This window comes from Roseateles depolymerans, from assembly GCF_003387155.1.
Classification (GTDB): domain Bacteria; phylum Pseudomonadota; class Gammaproteobacteria; order Burkholderiales; family Burkholderiaceae_C; genus Roseateles; species Roseateles depolymerans.
The window spans coordinates 759,585-777,529 of record NZ_QUMT01000003.1 but is presented as its reverse complement, the minus strand read 5'-3'; the positions used below and the strand labels follow the sequence as shown (position 1 = coordinate 777,529).

The window sequence follows — 17,945 nt, the reverse complement described above, 5'->3', positions numbered from 1 at the left end:
CATCGTGCGTAGCACGACCGCCCCTAACGGTTGACCCGGTTGTGGCCTCGAGACTACGGTGCCTATGCCCACTCTCCTGTCAAACCGAAGGCATCCACGCCGCATCGATCCATGACTGTTCCAATTGACCGAACCGCGTGGTCTCTGCCTAGCCAGCGCTCTGGCGGACAGTACGACGAAGGCGCTACCGAATACGAAGGCATTGCCTGCAAGTGCAGGAGGTGCGAGTCGTCGTTTGTCCTCACCCCCGAACGGCAGAAGATCGCTTACGAAGTCGAGAAGAAGTACGTTTGGTGGATTCCGAGCTTCTGCGGTCGCTGCCAAAGCGAGTTTCAGGGTCTCAGCGAGAGAGCCCGCAGTTTTCAACGTCAATGGAACACAAGCCGCTCATCACTGAGTTCCAGCGAAACATTCCTTCGGGAGTGGCTCATCGTTCTGCAGGCAATCAGTCCCTACTGGGGCTCAAACGCGATGTGCGTGCATGTCGAACGCGTACTGGCGGACTTGAAGCGTATGCGGATGGCCTCGCTGCCCGCTGAGCACAAACGTTCCACGGCATGAAAACAGCGCTCGGACTTGCAATGATCGTATTGGTCGTCGTGCTCTGGCTGCACTCGGAAAGTCGCCGAGTGGCCAGGAAGGTCGAGATCGCATTCAAGGGAAGAGCGCATCTTTCCGATGAAGAGTTTTTTGAAACCTACTACCAAGGGTCGGGCATTCCCATCGATATCGTGAAAGGTGTGCGAGGTGTTCTGGCTGAGGCGCTTCATGAAGACGTCTCACGCGTGATACCGACAGACGACTTTTCGGGAAACTTGAACTTCCTCTTGGATGCCGAACCGGAGACCGATGTCGCGATCGTCGAAGGGCTAGAGAGGCGCTTCGACATCAGAATCTCCAAACAAGAGGCGGAACGGACTCGCACCGTGGATGACATCATCCACCTTGTCCATGCGAAGGTCCTTTCCAAATGATGCGGCGCACGTCAGGGCAAAGAGTGGCGCGTCAGATGTGCTTGGCCCACGTCGTACCCGCATAGCCGAGTGCACCTCCTACAAGGCTGGTGAGCGCAAGGCCTTCGCCCGGCCACTGCCAAAGAAGGCCGAGGCCAATTCCAGAAAGTGCGCCCAATCCGATTCGCCAGAGCGGCCGGCCGGGATGCCTCTCCCCGGGCAATGGATCAAATGCGAGAACCGCACCGAACAGGAGTCCGAAACAAGCAAAGCTGGCGATGAGCTTCCCGTTGTCGTTGCCGTCGAGGCCTCTTGAACTGATTTCTAGCACGCCGAAAATCGCAAAGACGACGACACAGAACGTCACGATAAGCAGACCTATGCGGACGGAAGATGGTGGTTTCATGACGCTCAATGTGCAAGCTCAGAGTGCGATGTCGCAGCGCACCTCCGATTAAGGCTGTTAGGGGACATCGTCCTCATGCGGAACGCGTTCAAGTCGGACGCCCGTCGGCTTCAACCGCGCCTCGACCTCATTCATCCGATAGACGGCCAGAGGTCCGACGAGCAGGCCCTCCGCCGAACATAGCTGGGCGGCAAGCTGGCTGAGGGGCAGGTTCCGCGCTTCGATGAACAAGTCCCGCATGCACTTCAACGTTGCGGCGGCCACCGGCGCAGCGGCTTTGGCTGACATGACAGGCATCCGTTCCGCTCGGGGCATCTCTCCCCAGGCGTAACTAGCCGTCCCTTCGGCCTTCCATTCGCAGCTCGTGCAGCGCGCTTCAAATAGTCCTCCAGCATCGTTGAACTGAAGCGCTCCATGGCATTCTGGACAGACAAGTTTCATGTGGCCAGGATATTCGATGACCGCTGCAGCGCAATTGGGCCTCACACCGGCCGCTTCCGCTGCGATGCCGCCTCGGCTTCAGGCTGGGAGCGGTCCTCGCATATGGACTAGCCATCAACGGCACCGACGGGCCCGTCGATGCCATTCTGAAGAAGAACACGAACCAGCGTTCCTTTGGGGACGTCGGACTTATGGACCGTTCTGGGCAATGCAATCAAGAACCGAATCTCTGGTGCATCCTCTCGCCGGTTGTGGACAGCTTCAAGCCCATGAATCACGGAGCTAAAGATGCTTCCGTCCGGTCGCAAAAGCTCCACGGCGGCGCCCACACGGAGGTTCGAACCCTCCGGGTTGCGCAGCATTGGAAATAGAAGGCAGCCACGTCCCGAAACCTGCAACGCTTCGTCGACAGTCATGAGCGTCTGAAAGATTTCCACAAAGATGTCTCGTCAAATGCCGCCAGCATCCTAACTTCCCCTTCCGCTGCAGAGCCGCCGTTCATGGCAGGACGGGGGCAGGTCAAAGGACGATGCCGGCATACTGATGCCGACCAAAAAGTCGGCGGACAAGGTTTCTAGCAGCAGAGCTGAACGGGAGGACGGAAAACATGGGACATCAGAGCAACGTATACGGCGTCATCGATTGCTTCAAGGGGCAACGCGGCGACATCAATTCCGATGACCTCAATCGTTCCGCGCTCGCAGAGCTACCGGAGCACGACGGTTGGCCTTTCCTGGTGCGGAGCATGTTTGCGATGACCAGCAGCGAGCAGGTTACGATCGACTACATGTACCGGCTTATGCACTTCGCGGCGTCGTATAAGGAAGTCGAATTCGAGTGGGCGGAGTGGCTATCCAAGTTCGAGAGCTTCTTGGCTCGCGTCGATGGGATGGCTGCGAGAGTGCACCTCGAGACAGTCCTCGTTGGCGATCAAACGTATGAATGGGTTCGAGACAAGGGCACCATCAATACATGGCCTCCTCGATGGGTCTTCCAAGGCGGAGTGCGGGACTTCAAGATTTGAGCCCGCATCCCCGGCGTCAATATGACTTACGGGAACGCCTACGCTGAAGGCAGAGAATGCGCGGCTCAAGCGCATGTACGCTGACCTGCCGCTTGAAAACGCGGCCATCAAGGACGTGCTGAAAAAAACTTCGATGCCGTCCGCGAAGAGGCAGGTGGTCGAGGTCATGGTGACCGAGCACCGCCTGTCGATCACGCGAGCCTGCAGGGCCGCAGGCTTGTCGCGGGCGGCGTACTACAAGGTGCCGCCGCTTTAGGAGAAGGACGCCGAGGTAATCTATGCGCTCAACGGCGTCGTCGAGCGGAATGGCCGTTGGGGCTGTGGTCGAAAAGGGGCTTTAGGCTGAAAGCGCATCCTCTTGTGAGCCGTCGCCGGAGGCGTTGCCGCAAAGGAACGCCAGTGTCCTCTCGACGGCAAGTAGTTCGACGTCTTTTGGGTCACCGAAGAACGGCGCAACCAGCAGATGGGACCGCGGTTGGCGGGCCACCTTTTCTGGACTGTCGTCAACCATGATGATTTCGTCCGCGAGATATCCGAAGCGCCGCAGCTTCCGAAGATCCTTGATATAGGCATATCCGCCCGAGGCTGGGTTCGGGCGTTGCACACAGCGCTCCGCTGCCCAAACGAATTTCACGTCGAAATCGGCGGGTAGCAGGGCCGCAAGAACCTGGGCCACGTATGCGGCGCTGGAGGACGACCAGAAACCGACGTCGAAGTTGCTCGCCGCGAATGACAGCAAGCGATGCGCGTGAGGGCGCAGATAGACCCAGTACAACCCAACTCGCGCCAACGGCTTTACAGCCAGCGGCTCTTCTCGCGCGTGGACGAGCGTCTCGTCAAGGTCGAACACGACAAGCCGCTTCTGCATGGTTTCCTCCTCTCGTTCGGCTGCAGAGCATACCGAGGTGGAAGGATGTCCACTTCCGCGGCCGTTTCAGGCTGGTCAGAGTCATTCGCGGCGGGCAGCCTGACCGACCGCGGTGGCGGTCACCAGACATTTGACTGTCCGCGCCAGGTGGACCGCTGTGCCTGCGTTTGCGGCTTGGGTAGGCCCTTCTTGCCCGCGTACCTCGGGCTGTCGCAGCTGGCCTGCAGAATCACAGCCGGCGGCGAGTTGGCCCAACATTTTCCGCCACGGATAAATCGGCGGTTCCCTACCCCGCCGGCACCGCAGCCTGCCGCAGCAGACCCGTCATGTCACGGCGCGGTGACGCACCAAACTGCCGGCATATTCCCAGCTGAATTGAGACGGGCTTTCGTTGCCGACATCGCAGGCCGCTGTCGACGCATCGGGACCCTGGATTAGCATCAGCCGTCGCGCTTCCGTGAGCCGCAGCCACTTTTGGAACTGGAGTGGGCTCATCGAGGTCAGTCGCCGGAAATGGTGATGGAACCGGGACGCACTCATGCCGACCTGTGTCTCGAGCGCCTCGATTTGCAGCGGTTCCCGCAAGTTTGCCTTGAGTAGGGCGGGCGGCGGCGTTGACTCTCAATGCGCCTTGATCCCGTAGATCTTGGCCCGTCGCAGAAACGCCTCTCGGGCTCCCTCCAAAATCGCACAGGCAGCCTTACGCGTTGCCTCATCGTCAATCGATCCACGAGCTACGATCTCCCCGCGTTCGTTGGCCGCTTTCATGACAACGATTTGCTCCGCATCGCCCAGCACTGCCACGTTGGCGTTGTGGGTCACGATGATGACTTGGCGGCGTTCTTTCGCCCGCCTCAGGACGGGAACCAGTGTCGAGTAGATGAATTCGCCGTCGAGGTTGTCTTCGGGCTGGTCAATGATGAGGGGGCGATCGGTGTCGGCGGACAGCATTAGCGCGAGAAGGACAGACTGTTGTTGGCCGAGCGACAGTTTTGAAAATTCCTTGCGCGCGAATCGCTCTTCGCCATCTGCGTTGATCAGGCGCTTGGTCACTTGAAGCCGTGGAAGATCGTGGAGGGCTACGCGTTCGAGCGCAAACAAGACCTTGGGTACCGCAAGTCGCTCGAGTATGAGTTGCGCTTCATCTAGTTTGAAGATCTGCACCTCCTCGTCTGTCTTCAAGGAGGTGATTGGACTCGTATCTCCTTTAGCGATTGCAGCCAGCAACGCAGGTACGGTTAAGGTATTTACCAACCAGGTCGCACGCTGCTGCTGATTTGTGCGCCAACCCATGGCGTCGATGATGAGGTCCGCAGCTTCCGGTGAATACGCGCTTGATGTGTATTTGAGGCTCACATTCAAGTCTGACAGCGCTTCCTTCAGGGTCTTTGTGGCCAAGCGGGCAAAGCCGTCCCGAAGAGACGAAACACGAGTGCGGGCCTGCCAGCGTTCGGACAAAGTCTCTTTACGCTTTTTCTTCAGGCTAGCCAGATGAGGAACCCAGGTTTTGAGGGCTTTGACGGACTGCTCATGCGTCGCTTCATCCTTGGCAAGCTTGGCGATATAAGACATGTCAAAGGTTACTTTCAGAGCCTCCAACTCACGCCGCTTGGCATCAATTCTCCGCTGCGCTTCAGTCTCTTTAACCTTCCATTGAGCCATCTCACCGGCCACTATCTGCTCAAACTTCAGAAGGCCTTTGCTAATGCCGCTCTCCGCATTGGAAACAGCGACTTCGAGCACGGAGACGCCATCCAAGATCGCTCGAAACTGATCGCCGCCGACGGCAAGCTGCTGTGGATCGGCCAGTTCCCTGATTCCCTTCACGGCAACCCGGGACGGCAGCGTGGCTGACTCTCTCTTGGCTGTTGCAAGCAGCTCCGTCAGCTGGGAGCGCACCCCCTTCTCAGTCGCCAGTTGACGTTGGAGCTCGATCAGCTCCTTTACCTCAGGCTTCTGCAATGCCACCAGCTGTTGTTTGGTCGTGGCGAGCAGCCGTTCGTGCTGGGGGATGAGCTGAACTTTTTGTTCCGCCTCCTCGATGCTGGATTGCAAAGTCAGGAGTTCTTCCCTGACCTCGAGTTCATCGGCGAGAGCCTCTTCGATCTCGATGAACCTATCCAGGTAGTGCAGCAGGGCTAATGGGTTCGCCTTCGCTTGCGCGCTGATCTTGGCAGCCTCGCCTTGGCCGAAACAATCGACGTCAAAGCTCGTGGGACCGGTGTCAGGTGAACTTAGGTTCTCCATGTCCCCCTCCTTCAATCGAAAAAGCATCTGCTCCTGCCCGGCCTTGTCGCGCCAGAGCAGGTGCAGTTCCTCAGGCCATACGTCCGAGTCGACCACCTCATTGCGCCCTTCGCCGTCGTCAATCAGACAACGTACGGCCTCGAACGTCGTCGACTTTCCAGTGCCGCGACCGCCGATGATGCAATTCAAGTTCGGACTGAACTGGATGCACTGTCCCGCCAGAAATCCTCCATTAATTGTTAGGCCGACGACGTAGGGGATGCTCGCCGGAACCAGATCCTCAATGCGCACACGTGCGTCCGCATCTTCCAGGGCGATCCGCAATGCATCGAAACCCGGCTCGTCCATCTTGTACCGGGTTACTCGCTGCAAGTTCTCTGCGTTTCGTCCCAGCGCCGTGAGGCTGTGAGCATCCGAGTTCAAGACCCGCGCTAGGCATTGTTTCGATGCGAGACCGAGTCGGCGGATGCGTTCCTCGCCAAGTTCCGATCTACTGGATTCGGGATCTCCAGCGGCGAACGAGACCGTCGATGCAGCGGATCTCAACTCCATCCCAAGCAAAGCACCGTGACAGATCACGTCGGCCTTATGAGGCGAAGCGCCCGGCACTACTACGTCAAAGCCGGAAGGTCCGTCGACATGGGCAAGGATGCCGAATCCGCCGAGGCGAGCGACCAGATTCAGACACTCCAACATAGACTGCTGACACCGGGAGGTTGGAAGGCCACTGTCAACAATGGACAATTGACCATGCAGTTGGCGCAATGCCTTAAGCGAGGGGAGGTAGCAAAGCAAATGACCTTGGGCCGTCGACAGCTCAATCGCGGGGATGACGAGGACGGGGGTGCCCTCTGATGCCTTGAGCGCTCGCTCGACACTTGAGATCTCGTTGTGGTCTGCGATCGCAATGATCGCAAGGTGCTCTTGTATGGCCATTGCGACGACGGCCTCAGGCGTCATAGAAATGTCTTTTACGTCGTGAGAGCCGCCATAGCAATGCACATGCAGATCCGCCCTGAAGAACGTCGCGCCCGCCGGTTGCTGGTTTATCGCCTCAAATGCGTCCATCCGACCCTCCCGTTTTTCGAGCATTCTGCGGGTCGGCGCAGTGACGCTCGCATGGGGTCTTCCCGAGAGGTAAACATCCGAGATCAATCTCCCGGATGCAGGATCGCGCGGATCGCCGGCTATACAGAATGGCCGGAGTACTTCCGTCGTTAGTGGCTGCCTGCAGGTGGGGGCCTTGCACAATTCAGTTCGGCTCGGAGAGTCGGTGTCCTCGAAACTCTCGGAGGAAGTCTGCTTGCTTTCGGCACGGGTTGGCACGATGCCGGCGCCATTAAGCCCTATACCCCACCTACGTCATCAAGATTTTTGAGGTTCTTATGTCAATCACTCCCACCTTGGTGCGTCGGGTCTTCGATCAGACTCTTGAGACGTTCTTCGAGCATGAAGTTCAGGAGGTCCTGGAAGGCGTCAACGAACGCAGCAACTGTGGTCGCATGGCAATCTGCTTACAGCATGCGGCAAATGCCCACGGGCTTGTCGATTACTACGCCGACACCGAGTACAACCGAAAGCAGGATGGCAAGGTCAAAACAATTCTCGACGGCGCCATGCGAGTGATTGCCATCAATTGCGATCTCCTTCTTCACAGCCGCGGCCAGATCATCAGGCAAGACAACCTAATCGCCATCGAGGTGAAGAAGCGAGATACGCCACCTGCGGACAAGTACAAAGACCGAGAACGACTTCGCGCCTTGACCAAGGGCAGCTATGACGACATCTGGAGCGCTGATGGCGTGGCGCTTCCAGAGCATGTCTGCGGCTACGTTTTAGGTGTGTTCGTTGAACTTGACCGCTTCAAGAGGATCTGTCAGCTTGAGTACTACGAAGGTGGCCAAAAAGTCGAGCAGTCGAGCCGCACGTTCTAAGTGAGCCCTGTGTTGCCTTGCGGCTCCAGTTATGGACACGCCGGGATCGCCTTGGTTGAACCGCGCCGTATAGCTGCCATTGGTGAGCGGCGGCGCCTGCCCGACGAGTCGCAAAACCTAATGTCCGCTCCCGCTGCAGAGCCGCCGTTCATGGCAGGCGGCCGCTTTAGGCTGGCGGCCTTTCCTCGGGGGCTCAGCCCTACTCTAGTGCGACTCGCTCATGTAGGCCTTCAGAACCGGCAACAGTTCCTGATAGGCAACAACGTGCCCGTCCGAGCCCAAATGACGGGCAGCACGCGCCTTGAAGAAAAGCTCCGCTCGAGCCTCCTCGAGCGTGGAACGATTCGCTGCGCGCGCCACTGCGGCTGCTGCTTCAAACGACCCGAACATCTCGTAGGCATTGAACGTCATTGCGAAGCGAAAGATTGCTTCCTGGTCGTCGGCTGCAGGCAAGTCCATGACATCAAGCGAAATGGGTTGGGCTCATATTGTCATGCTTGAGCCAAAACATGCCCGCATCCGCTGTGTAGCCGCCGTTTACGGCAGGCGGGCGTTTCAGGCTGATTGCTGACGTCCAAAGCTCACGCGCCAATGTCGGAGGCTGCCGCCTGCCGCTCTATGACTTGGACCACGCCGACCACTTTCACAGGAATCGGCCGTCCACAGGCAGCGCTTGGGTGACTTTCCCGTACGGCATCACGAAAGCCGCGCGAGTGACCGGTCCCTTGCTCCGCTGTCACCCACGCAGCCAGAACTTCATATTTCTTATGGCTCGACACTCAGTCTCCAACTGCATCGTGTCTTCGAGTCGGTCAAGCTCGGCAAGCACCTGGCACTTGCCAAAGGTCGATGCCAGGTAAAGCGGGAACTGCTCTACGCTCAGTTCGTAGCGACTGAGGGCGGCGGACAGGATGGCGGGCCGCGAAAGCGCTGACGACTCACGTACTCAGCCCTGAGGATCCAATTGAATCCGGAGCGTTCCGTCTGCTGCGATCAGCGATAGAGTCATGGTCAGCCCATGCATTGCCCGCGCCCGGCGGGATCGGAGGATTGCCCATGAGCCAGCCGCTGCCAGACATCGACCACGTCGTGGTGTTGATGCTCGAGAACCGCTCCTTCGACAACCTGTTTGGCGGATTGCATCCGGCCGGGCCGAACTTCTTCGGACTCACCGGGACAGAATCCAACAGCACCACAGCCCCATTACCCGTAGGCACCTGGACGGTGTGGCAGGCCGAATGCGGTCCCGGAACCGGCGCCATTCCCAATCCGGACCCAGGCGAGTTGTTCACCGACATGAATGTGCAACTGTTTGGGACCAAATCGCCACTGCCTTGTCAGAAAGCGACCATGTCTGGCTTCGCAACCAGCTATGCCAGCCAGCCGGCCGCTCCCGAGTTCCCCGGCTACCCCAGTGGGCCACCGGTGCCGCGCAACATCATGCAGTACTTCAGCCGGCAGACCTTGCCGGTGAGCTTCGCGCTGGGCTCGCGTTATGCGGTGTGTGATGTCTGGCATGCGGCCGCGCCAGTGCAGACGATTTGCAATCGAGTCTTCACCCATACCGGTACTCCCTCACTGCTACCGAAATCGTCGTCGCCGCGCCCGGCGCTGAGGACATCAAGGGTCAACAATGGCGACTACACGTCGGGATTGAGTTTCAGCGCGATCGTCCGTGGGGATTTTGTGGCTCCGGTGACGGACACCACGATCTTCCAATTGCTCGACGACGCCAACCCAGCCGGCAAATCAGGGCCCTGCAGCGATTTCTCCGGTGGCGATCCGAAACTCAATTGGAAGGTGTACTACCACGATGCTCCGCTGTCGGCGATGTGCGACTACGTCTATCAGCACTGGTGCCCGCTTCACCGTTACGGCGGCAACGTGTTCCGCTACCACGAGCATTTCAGCGAAGAAACCAATTTCGAATACGACATTCGCAATGGGCTGTTACCCACCTACAGTTTCATTGAACCGGCCTATACCAGTGTCGAGTACACCGCCAATAGCAATCACCCGGGCGGCTCGCTCCCCGACCCGCTGGATCTCAATGGACCGAACTTCCAGCCACCCATCGACGTGCGCGATGGTGAAAAGTTTCTCGCCGACGTCTACAAGACGCTCACTCGGTACCCGGACGTCTTTGACCGCACGCTCCTGATCGTCACTTACGACGAGCACGGTGGCACGTACGACCACATGCCGCCCGGGCCCGCGGTCAGCCCCTTCACTTCGCCGGTATCCAATTTCAACTACGACCGCTACGGCGTGCGCGTGCCGGCCATTCTCATCAATCCGCGTGTGGCCGGCCCGGTCTTCCGGCCAACCGACGGAAAACAGGTTGAGGGCCCGTGCGGCGTGTTTGTGACGGGAGTCGATCACACCTCGATCATCCGCACGCTCTGCGACCAGTTTGGACTTGGCGAACCGCCGACTCCGAGGGCAAGGATGGCGGCGAGTCTGGCCGGCCTGGTCAGATCCTCCGCCGATACTGCGCTCGAGCCACCTGAGGACGTCCTGGAGTTCGCTGCCCAGGCCGCGGACGATCGGCGCAATGCGGGACGCGACCTGGGCAAGTCTGCGCGGATGCGGGCTTGGTATTCGCAGCGCACGCAGGACGCTTTCGACGGCCACAGTCTCAACAATGCGATCTTCGCGACTTCGTTGCTCGCCTGGCAGGGTCGGCTGCGCGCTTCTGCGTATCCGCTGCGCGAAATCGTGGCCCTGGACGCCGCAGCGGAGACCGCCCTGCACGCGGCTGGTATCCGCGACACCGGCGCGTTGCTGAGGGCGCTTGGGAGCGAGTCCGACGTCGCGAGGATCGCCGCGCTCGTTGGGCAGCCTCCGGCCCAGGCGCAGTGGTGGGTGCAACAGGCAGGACTGCTGCGTGTCCCCGGCGTGCTCGGCGACGACGCGCACCTGCTCGCCGAAAGCGGCATCGCCACCCGGGCGCAGTTGGCCGCCTGCGCGGCGGCGGATCTGCACGCGCGATTGCTTGCCACCGCCGCCCGTCTCGGCATTCAAAACTACATGCTTGATCCCCAGGTTGTGGCCGAGTGGATCGCGGCGGCTTGAGCACCCAGCTTCACCAGGCTGCAGTGATTTCGATCCTTGGAATCCCGTGAATACGCGAGGCCCCTAACCACGAAGGCGGTACTCCGGGGCGGTTTCTCGATGCCTACATTGAATGCACGGTCAACGGCGCGACGTCGGGTGGCCGTCCTATCCCCAAGCGGAAATCGTCTACTCAAAAACCTGAAGGTACAAAGCTGTCACCCACGCAGCCAGAACTTCATAGTTTGTATGGCTCGATACTCAGCCTCCAACTGCATCGCGTTTTCGAGTCGGTCGAGCTCGGCAAGCATCTGCCACTTGCCAAAGGTCAATGCCAGGTAAAGCGGAAACTGTTCGACGCTCAGTTCGTAGCGACTGAGGGCGGCTGACAGGATTTCGCTGAGCTCAAGTGACGACTTCGGGCACAGCGCCTCGAGCAGTTGACCCGCAAGCTCTTGCGCTGCGGAACCTTCCGGCGGGCCAGCCCCTTCGGTGAACACGCGCAGCAGGCCGTGGGCGACCGCTGTTTCTTCGACGTCTCTGAACCGAGAGGTCAAGTACTTCACTTGCTGTGGGTTGCGATCGCCAAACCGCGATGCATTCTCAACAACCAGGGCTGTGATTTCGTTGGCCTTCATGATGGCTAGGCTACTCCGAAGCCTGCAGGTCGCGCATGGCACAAGCTGGCAGCGTTCGGTCTTGTCACTCAACAGAAGGGTTGCCGATCGCGCCGCCCTCAGCGTCGATGATGCGCCGCAACTCCTCAAATCGGTTGCCCTCGAACGACATGGAAGCTAGGAAAGCCTTTGCCTCTTGCCACGACAGCGATCGCACGGCATTGTGATCGTTGGCACTTCCCCGGTAAATCACTGGCGGTTCGTGAGTGGGCCCGGAGCCCATAAAGGCCCTGGTCTTCAGGAAGAGCTCGTACCAATGTCCGTCATCTGAATCGAAGCACACGGAGTACGAGCCGCCATCCCGACAGATGTCCGCGGCCCACACGCGTTGAACTTTCATCCTGATCCCGCTGCGCTGAACTATTCCGCACCAGTCTTTCGCCGCCGTCCGCTTCTGGGCCGAGGGCCGGCCTAGCGATCAGACGATACCAGTCGACGCTGGAGCTCCGAGAGCAGCTCATGCTCGCGGAGCGTCAGCCCGCATATGCAGTTGGCTGGATCGCTTACTGCGGGGCCAGCAGCATCGAACGCTGGACAGTCCGGGTCATGCTCCGCATAGGAACCCAAGAACGTTCGGATTTCAGCGACCAGGGGATCTTCATTTGTGCTCATGGACACAGGCTACCTACGGTTCCTGAATGCTGGCATTGACGACTGCCTGCTCCTGGCCGATAGAAGCCGCTCGAGGCTGGGAGCACTGCCGGCCGCAATCGCTGCGAGGTGGCCAGTCGCCGATTGACGTCAAGTTCAAGCTGAATGGGGACGGCGCTGCTGGTGCGTCACTGCTTGCATTCAGCAACTAGCTCGCTGATCCGTCTGCCATACACCTGCCGAGCGGCGGGGGACTGCATCACCTGGCGTGTGATCAGTAACTGTCCTGTCGATGTGGACGCGAAGGATGAAAGTGCGCTGTATTCGACGTCCGAAAAGGACGGCAGTGCTTCGGGTGGCTTCTGTCCCACGGCGTTGTAGGTTTGAAGCAAGCCGTGCTTGAGATACTTCCTTCCGACGTCGCTCGAAAAGAAGCGATCAGCGTCATCCCGCTGTTGCTGAGTCAACGCCGCTGACATCACGGCGTCAACAGCAGCAACAAAAACCTCCGGAGTCAGGCGCTGGACGCACGCGTATGTCTCATGAGAAGCGCCGCCTTCTTGCGCAGCTTTCTTCACTGACAGTTGCATGCCTAGCAATGCGGCTTGAGCGAAAGCCTCATTTGCTACTGGCCCAGCAACCGCGGCGGAGCAGATCAGTGAAGAGACTGTGAGGATCGCGATTCGAATGCTCATGTGGGTGCGAAAGCGGACTGAACTGAGGCAGAAGTGTGCACGAACCCTCGACATCGACGTCCGCTTCTGCGGCGAATCATCCACGCACCGGCCTACGCCGGTTTCAGCTCGGGACCGAACTGCGTTTTCCTTGAATCGAGCCATGACAGGACCTGTCAAATTAAATCCATGCGCAAGGGGTTAGGAGCAACTGGCTCGGGCGATGCTGAATCCGCCCGCACAGGCAAGGACAGCATGACAGTAGCACTCTCCCAGGAATGACCAGAATAATGCCCTAGTGTCGATTCGATGAGCGCAACAAGGCGTCGCGTCTGCTGCTCAGCAATTGGCAAGATCGCCCCACGAGCACAGCCACACTGAAGCAATCGGGTGAGACGCACCGCTCCCCTGTACTGGCGCATCACCCCACCATCTGTACCGGCCCCCACCCAAGCCTTGCTGGCATAGTGAGCACGCCACTCCCCAACTTCCCAGCGCCCCATGACGCTCTCCTTCCGCCACTTCCTGCTCGCCCTTGCCGTTGTCGCCATCTGGGGCAGCAATTTCGTGGTGATCCGCTGGGGCTTGAACGCCTTCCCACCGCTGCTCTTCGCGGCCTTGCGCTTCACGCTGGCCACGGTGCCCGCCATCTTCTTCCTGCCCCGCCCCAAGGTCAGCCTCTACAACCTGGCCGCCTATGGCGCCTTGGTCGGCGTCGCGCAGTTCAGCCTGCTGTACCTCGCCATGGGCTCCCAGATCTCCCCTGGCCTGGCCTCGCTGGTCATCCAGACCCAAGTGTTCTTCACGCTCTTCCTGGCCATGCACACCAGCGGTGAACGGGTACAGCCCTTCCAGTGGCTGGCCTTGGTGCTGGCGGCTGGCGGCATCGGCATCATCGCGTCGCACACCGACGGCACCACCACCGTGCTGGGCCTGGCCATGGTGCTGCTGGCCGCCCTGTCCTGGGCCAGCGGCAATGTGATCGGCAAGAAGGCGGTGGGCGTGAACATGCTCGCCTATGTGGTGTGGAGCAGCGCCTTCGCCGCGCCGGCGCTTTTCGCGCTGTCCTTCCTCATCGAAGGGCCGCAGCGCATGTCCAGCGCGCTGAGTCACGCCAGCTACGGCGCCTGGGGCGCGGTGGTCTGGCAGGCCGGCGCCAACACGCTGTTCGGCTACGGGGCCTGGAGCTGGCTGCTTTCCCGCCATCCCGCCGCCACTGTGGTCCCCATGGCCCTGCTGGTGCCCATCTTCGGCATGAGTTGCTCGGCCCTGTTGCTGGGCGAGGGCCTGCCCCTTTGGAAGCTCACCGCGGCGGCGCTGGTGATGAGCGGCCTAGCCATCAATCTGCTCTGGCCTCGGGTGCGGCAGGCATGGCGGCTGCGGTCGGCATGAGCCGGGGCAGGCGCTCCACCCGTGGGGGCGGCCTCAGCCCCGCACCGGCGACGCTGGTCGCACCGGCCTCCCCAGCCGCCCTGGCCACCCTAGCCGCCCAAGTCGCGCTGGTCGCAGCGGCAGCCGCCCTGATGTCCCTGCCCGCTGCCGCCCAGCGCCTGCCCGATCGGCCAGCCCTCTCCGCCTCGTCGCCATCCGCTGCAAAAGCCCAGACCCTGCGAGACCAGGAAATCGCCTCCTGCCGCCCCGGCGAATCCACCACCTGGGGCGACGGCCGGGACCGCAGTGCCGTGTCCCGTCCGCTGCGTTTCGTCTACCGCCACGACGCGGCGCCGCCCTGGTTCGATGCGGCCCAGGTGCTGGCTCTGGCGCAGCGATCGGTGCAGGCGTGGTCCCCGTGCGGGGTGACGGCGTCGGTGCAAGCCTTGCCGCCGCGCCAATCGCCGGCCGAGGGCGACATCCAGATCGTCTGGACCGACACCGGCAGCCGCGGCCAGTTCGGTCTGGCCAACGTGCCGGCGCGCACGCTGTCGCTGGGGCCGGGGCTGTTTCGGCTGCTCAGGGAGCGCAACCCCGCTTATCCGGCCGAGCAAACCCTGCAGATGGTGCTGTCCCACGAGATGGGCCACTTCTACGGCCTGATGGCCCACTCCCGGCGCTGCGTGGACGTGATGTCCTACTACGACAACGGCAAAGGCCAGCGCTGCACCCTGCGGGACGCGTCCGCCTGGGGCAGCGTGGTGGAGTACCGGTCCATGCTGCCCACCGCCTGCGATCTGGCGCGGTGCCGTGCGTTGAACGGCTCGGGGAATTAACAGCGCGAGCCCTGTTCAGGCACACAGCGGTAGACACAAAAGTGCAGACCGCCCGCGTGAAAGATGACCCGCACGCGCTCCCGTCGTATGCTGGCCGCATGAACACACACCGTCGATGGCTGGGGCGCCTGCTGGGTGCCTCGATGATCGCGACCCTGGGCCTGGCGGCCGTACCGGCCTCGGCGCAGTTGCCGCGCCAGAATCTCTGGGTGGAGTTGCGCTGGGTGGACCAGGAACTCAGCGGTGCCGCCGTGGCCGGGGTGCGGGACGGCAGCGTGGTGGTGAGCACCGGCGGGTCGGTGTCGGCGCGCGGAGGCGTCACGCTCAGCACGGAGCGGCGCAGTCAGCAGCAGTCGCTCCCCCGGCTCATGGTGCTCAATGGCCAACAGGCCTCGGTGACGCTCAATGAAGTCACGCCCATCCAATGGGTGGATGTCGGCGTGCAGCGTCAGCAGGGACGCGAGGACCGCTACTACGTGGCACCTCGCCAGGGTGTGGCGGAGCGCAGCCGCGGGGTGATGGTCAAGCCGTCGTGGGCCGGCGGCCGGCAGCCGGTGACCGTGGAGATCCGCACCCAGGAGCAGAGCAATCGGCCCGGTGGGGCACCGCCCTTGGATCCGTCCGGCTACGGTGCGCCGACCGAGGACGCCAGCGTGCTCAGCACGGTGCAGGTGCCGCTGGGGCAGTGGGTGACGGTGGCCCGCTCAGGGAGCTACTACGCTGGCAGTCCGCCCAACCAGTACAGCACGCGGGACGCCGAGGTTCAGCGGATGCGGGAGTTGCAGGTGAGGGTGGATCTGGCGCCCTGAGGGCGGGTGATGCGGACCACTTTGCCGTCCTCCTGGCTAACTGGTATTTGACTGGTAGCTTATTTGCGATAGGCTGCGGGCTCCTTTGATTCGGAGCCCTTCGCATGCCGCGCCACCGCCTGTCCGTCTTGATGGTCCTCTTCACGCTGGCGGTGGGGGGACTGCCGGCCCCTGGCGCAGAGGCGCACCGCATGGATGACGCAGACAAGCGCTCATCAGCGAGCGCATCCTCGCCCGCGATGCCAGCCACGCCCCCGCTGCGCGATCTCTTTACCGGGCGCCAGCGCCCATTCACCGGCCCTTCCAAAGGCGTCGTCGGCGTCTACGTCCCCAACTGGCAGCCGGAGGCGCTCCTCGACCAAGTGCCGCCCGGCAACGTCACCCACGTGCTGTACGCCTTCCTCCGGATCTGCGGCCCCGGCCAGTTGCCCAAGGACGCCGCCGCCTGCGAAGGACGTGCCCACTTCGAGCTGGCCACCAGCGCCGTCGAAAACCGCTTCAATCAGGTCTTCGCCCGCTACAAGCAACGCGCCCCGCAGTTGCAGGTGCTGGCGTCGGTCGGCGGCTGGGGCGGCTCCGATCCCTTCTTCCATCTGGCGCAGGACCCGGCCCGCCGCGAGGTGTTTGTCGCCTCCGCGCAGCGCTTCCTGCGTGAGCATCCGGCCTTCGACGGCATCGACATCGACTGGGAGCACCCCGGCGACAACAGTGCCGTCAATGGCGTGAAGCTGGGCAGTCCCCAGGACGGCCAGGCCTATGCCGACCTGCTCACCGACCTGCGTCAGTCGCTGGACGCGCTCGGGAAGGAGACCGGTCGCCGTTACCTCGTCACCATGGCGGTCAACACCATGTCGCCCATCGTCGATCGCATCAACTTCCGGCAGGCGGCCGGCGCCCTGGACCTGGTGTTCATGATGACTTACGACTTCTACGGCGGCTGGTCACCTGCGGCGGGGCACCACAGCACGCTGGCCAGTTCCTCGCCCGAGGCGGACGACAGCCTGATCCGGTCCATCCGCAACCTCAGCGAGGCAGGCGTACCGCCGGCAAAGATGGTGGCCGGCGTTGCAATGTATGGGCGAGGCTTCACTGGCGTGCAGCAGCCCCGCACCGGTGCGGCCAAAACCGGCATCTACCCCGGCGAGGAAGGCGCCATGCCCTATCGCGACATCGCGGCCCAGTTGCTGGACCGGCGCGGGCGAGGGCGTGGCGGCTACCAGGCCGTGTGGGATCCGGTGACGCGGTCGTGGTCGCTGTTCCACGCCGGTCGCCACCAATGGATGGGTTATGACGACCCCCGCGCCGTCTGGGCCAAGGCGCAGTACGCACAGTCGCAGGGCCTGGCCGGGGTCTTTGCCTGGGAGCTCAGCCAGGACAATGGAGACTTGCTGAACGCCATGAACCTGGGCCTGGGCCGCCAACCGGGCACGTGGCCTGCTCGGCAGCGGCCGTCGGCCTCCTCGGACCGCTCTGCGTCCCCGGCGGCGTCGACACAGAAAGAATCCAGCCGGTAACTCCGTCTGGCCCGCCGGGCCCTACCATCACGCCATGACTGCATCTTCGTCCGCATCCGCCATCGCCTCCGCCACTGCCGTGGCCTCCCAGCCGGGGACCGACCCCGCAGCGCCGTCCATCGCCCGCCGTCGGCTGCGCATCGCGCTGATCGCCCACGACGGCAAGAAGGACGAGATGGTGCTGCTGGCCACCGAATTCGCCGGCCTGCTCAAGCAGTGCGAACTGGTGGCCACCGGCACCACCGGCTCACGCCTTCAAGCGGAAGTGGGGCTGGAGGTGGAGCGCATGTTGTCCGGGCCGCATGGCGGCGACTTGCAGATCGGTGCGCGGCTGGCCGTCGGCGGCATCGACGCCGTGGTGTTCCTGCGCGACCCGATGACGCCGCAGCCGCATGAACCCGACATCAATGCGCTGGTGCGCGCTTGCGACGTGCATGACGTGCCTTGCGCGACCAACGTGTCCAGCGCCCGGCTGCTGCTGCGCGGGCTGACGGTCTGACGCTCTGATGCTCTGACGGGCTGAAGCACGCCCGCCAGGGCCTCCCG

Annotated in this window: 21 protein-coding genes; 11 read left to right on the top strand and 10 right to left on the bottom strand. The window is 61.9% G+C overall.

The window, feature by feature from the left end:
• Positions 1–111 precede the first annotated feature (111 nt).
• Positions 112–561 carry a hypothetical protein gene (locus DES44_RS24730; protein WP_147307122.1) on the top strand — a complete coding sequence of 150 codons (450 nt, stop codon included), beginning with the start codon at positions 112–114 and terminating at the stop codon, positions 559–561.
• Positions 558–974: an acyl carrier protein gene (locus DES44_RS17370; RefSeq protein WP_058933532.1), complete on the top strand. Its 417-nt coding sequence runs from the start codon at positions 558–560 to the stop codon at positions 972–974. Before DES44_RS24730 ends, DES44_RS17370 begins: the two co-directional genes overlap by 4 nt.
• A 31-nt stretch (positions 975–1,005) precedes the next feature.
• On the opposite strand, the gene DES44_RS24725 is transcribed toward DES44_RS17370, so the two are convergent.
• The 3 genes from DES44_RS24725 to DES44_RS25330 all read right to left on the bottom strand — a co-directional run bounded on the left by DES44_RS24725 (position 1,006) and on the right by DES44_RS25330 (position 2,216).
• The gene (locus DES44_RS24725; RefSeq protein ID WP_147307121.1) at positions 1,006–1,359 is read right to left on the bottom strand and encodes a hypothetical protein; all 354 of its coding nucleotides are present in this window, start codon (positions 1,357–1,359) and stop codon (positions 1,006–1,008) included.
• A gap of 57 nt (positions 1,360–1,416) precedes the next feature.
• Positions 1,417–1,647, bottom strand: a complete 231-nt coding sequence (locus tag DES44_RS17365) for a hypothetical protein (RefSeq protein WP_147307120.1) — start codon at positions 1,645–1,647, stop codon at positions 1,417–1,419.
• A 260-nt stretch (positions 1,648–1,907) separates the two neighbouring features.
• Positions 1,908–2,216, bottom strand: a complete 309-nt coding sequence (locus DES44_RS25330; RefSeq protein WP_157592928.1) for a hypothetical protein — start codon at positions 2,214–2,216, stop codon at positions 1,908–1,910.
• A 191-nt stretch (positions 2,217–2,407) separates the two neighbouring features.
• Here DES44_RS25330 and DES44_RS17360 point away from each other — a divergent pair, with 191 nt between their 5' ends.
• Complete coding sequence (locus tag DES44_RS17360) at positions 2,408–2,824, top strand: hypothetical protein (RefSeq protein ID WP_058933534.1); 417 nt, start codon at positions 2,408–2,410, stop codon at positions 2,822–2,824.
• Positions 2,825–2,897: 73 nt separating this feature from the next.
• Positions 2,898–3,080, top strand: coding sequence for a hypothetical protein (locus DES44_RS17355; protein WP_058933535.1), 183 nt, complete (start codon positions 2,898–2,900; stop codon positions 3,078–3,080).
• An 81-nt stretch (positions 3,081–3,161) separates the two neighbouring features.
• Here DES44_RS17355 and DES44_RS17350 read toward each other — a convergent pair whose 3' ends face one another.
• The 3 genes from DES44_RS17350 to DES44_RS17340 all read right to left on the bottom strand — a co-directional run bounded on the left by DES44_RS17350 (position 3,162) and on the right by DES44_RS17340 (position 7,007).
• A complete protein-coding gene (locus tag DES44_RS17350; protein WP_058933536.1) occupies positions 3,162–3,692 on the bottom strand; it encodes an HAD family hydrolase in 531 nt (176 codons plus the stop codon).
• Between the two features lie 324 nt (positions 3,693–4,016).
• Positions 4,017–4,187: a helix-turn-helix domain-containing protein gene (locus DES44_RS26070; protein WP_375137546.1), complete on the bottom strand. Its 171-nt coding sequence runs from the start codon at positions 4,185–4,187 to the stop codon at positions 4,017–4,019.
• A 126-nt stretch (positions 4,188–4,313) separates the two neighbouring features.
• Positions 4,314–7,007, bottom strand: a complete 2,694-nt coding sequence (locus DES44_RS17340; protein WP_116001744.1) for a TrlF family AAA-like ATPase — start codon at positions 7,005–7,007, stop codon at positions 4,314–4,316.
• 317 nt (positions 7,008–7,324) lie between these two features.
• Between DES44_RS17340 and DES44_RS17335 the strand changes: the two genes are divergently transcribed.
• Positions 7,325–7,873, top strand: a complete 549-nt coding sequence (locus tag DES44_RS17335) for a hypothetical protein (RefSeq protein ID WP_058933539.1) — start codon at positions 7,325–7,327, stop codon at positions 7,871–7,873.
• 204 nt (positions 7,874–8,077) lie between these two features.
• Here the strand turns inward: DES44_RS17335 and DES44_RS17330 are convergent, their stop codons facing one another.
• The gene (locus tag DES44_RS17330) at positions 8,078–8,332 is read right to left on the bottom strand and encodes a hypothetical protein (RefSeq protein WP_058933540.1); all 255 of its coding nucleotides are present in this window, start codon (positions 8,330–8,332) and stop codon (positions 8,078–8,080) included.
• A gap of 597 nt (positions 8,333–8,929) precedes the next feature.
• Here DES44_RS17330 and DES44_RS17325 point away from each other — a divergent pair.
• Entirely contained in the window at positions 8,930–10,948 is a 2,019-nt protein-coding gene (locus DES44_RS17325) for a DUF4332 domain-containing protein (protein WP_058933541.1), read from the top strand.
• A 197-nt stretch (positions 10,949–11,145) separates the two neighbouring features.
• On the opposite strand, the gene DES44_RS17320 is transcribed toward DES44_RS17325, so the two are convergent.
• From DES44_RS17320 to DES44_RS17310, 3 genes are all read right to left on the bottom strand, one after another.
• Positions 11,146–11,565, bottom strand: coding sequence for a hypothetical protein (locus tag DES44_RS17320; RefSeq protein WP_058933542.1), 420 nt, complete (start codon positions 11,563–11,565; stop codon positions 11,146–11,148).
• Between the two features lie 64 nt (positions 11,566–11,629).
• The gene (locus tag DES44_RS17315; protein WP_147307119.1) at positions 11,630–11,944 is read right to left on the bottom strand and encodes a hypothetical protein; all 315 of its coding nucleotides are present in this window, start codon (positions 11,942–11,944) and stop codon (positions 11,630–11,632) included.
• 439 nt (positions 11,945–12,383) lie between these two features.
• Positions 12,384–12,890 (bottom strand): hypothetical protein, encoded by a 507-nt coding sequence (locus tag DES44_RS17310; protein WP_147307118.1) that lies wholly within the window; start codon positions 12,888–12,890, stop codon positions 12,384–12,386.
• A gap of 480 nt (positions 12,891–13,370) precedes the next feature.
• Here DES44_RS17310 and DES44_RS17305 point away from each other — a divergent pair, with 480 nt between their 5' ends.
• The 5 genes from DES44_RS17305 to DES44_RS17285 all read left to right on the top strand — a co-directional run bounded on the left by DES44_RS17305 (position 13,371) and on the right by DES44_RS17285 (position 17,898).
• Entirely contained in the window at positions 13,371–14,261 is an 891-nt protein-coding gene (locus DES44_RS17305) for an EamA family transporter (protein WP_058933545.1), read from the top strand.
• Positions 14,240–15,076 carry a zinc metalloprotease gene (locus tag DES44_RS17300; protein WP_058933546.1) on the top strand — a complete coding sequence of 279 codons (837 nt, stop codon included), beginning with the start codon at positions 14,240–14,242 and terminating at the stop codon, positions 15,074–15,076. The genes DES44_RS17305 and DES44_RS17300 overlap by 22 nt, the downstream gene beginning before the upstream one ends.
• A 98-nt stretch (positions 15,077–15,174) precedes the next feature.
• Positions 15,175–15,885, top strand: coding sequence for a hypothetical protein (locus DES44_RS17295; protein ID WP_058933547.1), 711 nt, complete (start codon positions 15,175–15,177; stop codon positions 15,883–15,885).
• Between the two features lie 104 nt (positions 15,886–15,989).
• On the top strand, positions 15,990–17,399 hold the full coding sequence (locus DES44_RS17290; RefSeq protein ID WP_058933548.1) for a glycoside hydrolase family 18 protein: 1,410 nt from the start codon (positions 15,990–15,992) through the stop codon (positions 17,397–17,399).
• Positions 17,400–17,574: 175 nt separating this feature from the next.
• Positions 17,575–17,898, top strand: a complete 324-nt coding sequence (locus DES44_RS17285; protein WP_058937138.1) for a methylglyoxal synthase — start codon at positions 17,575–17,577, stop codon at positions 17,896–17,898.
• The last annotated feature ends 47 nt before the right edge of the window (positions 17,899–17,945 follow it).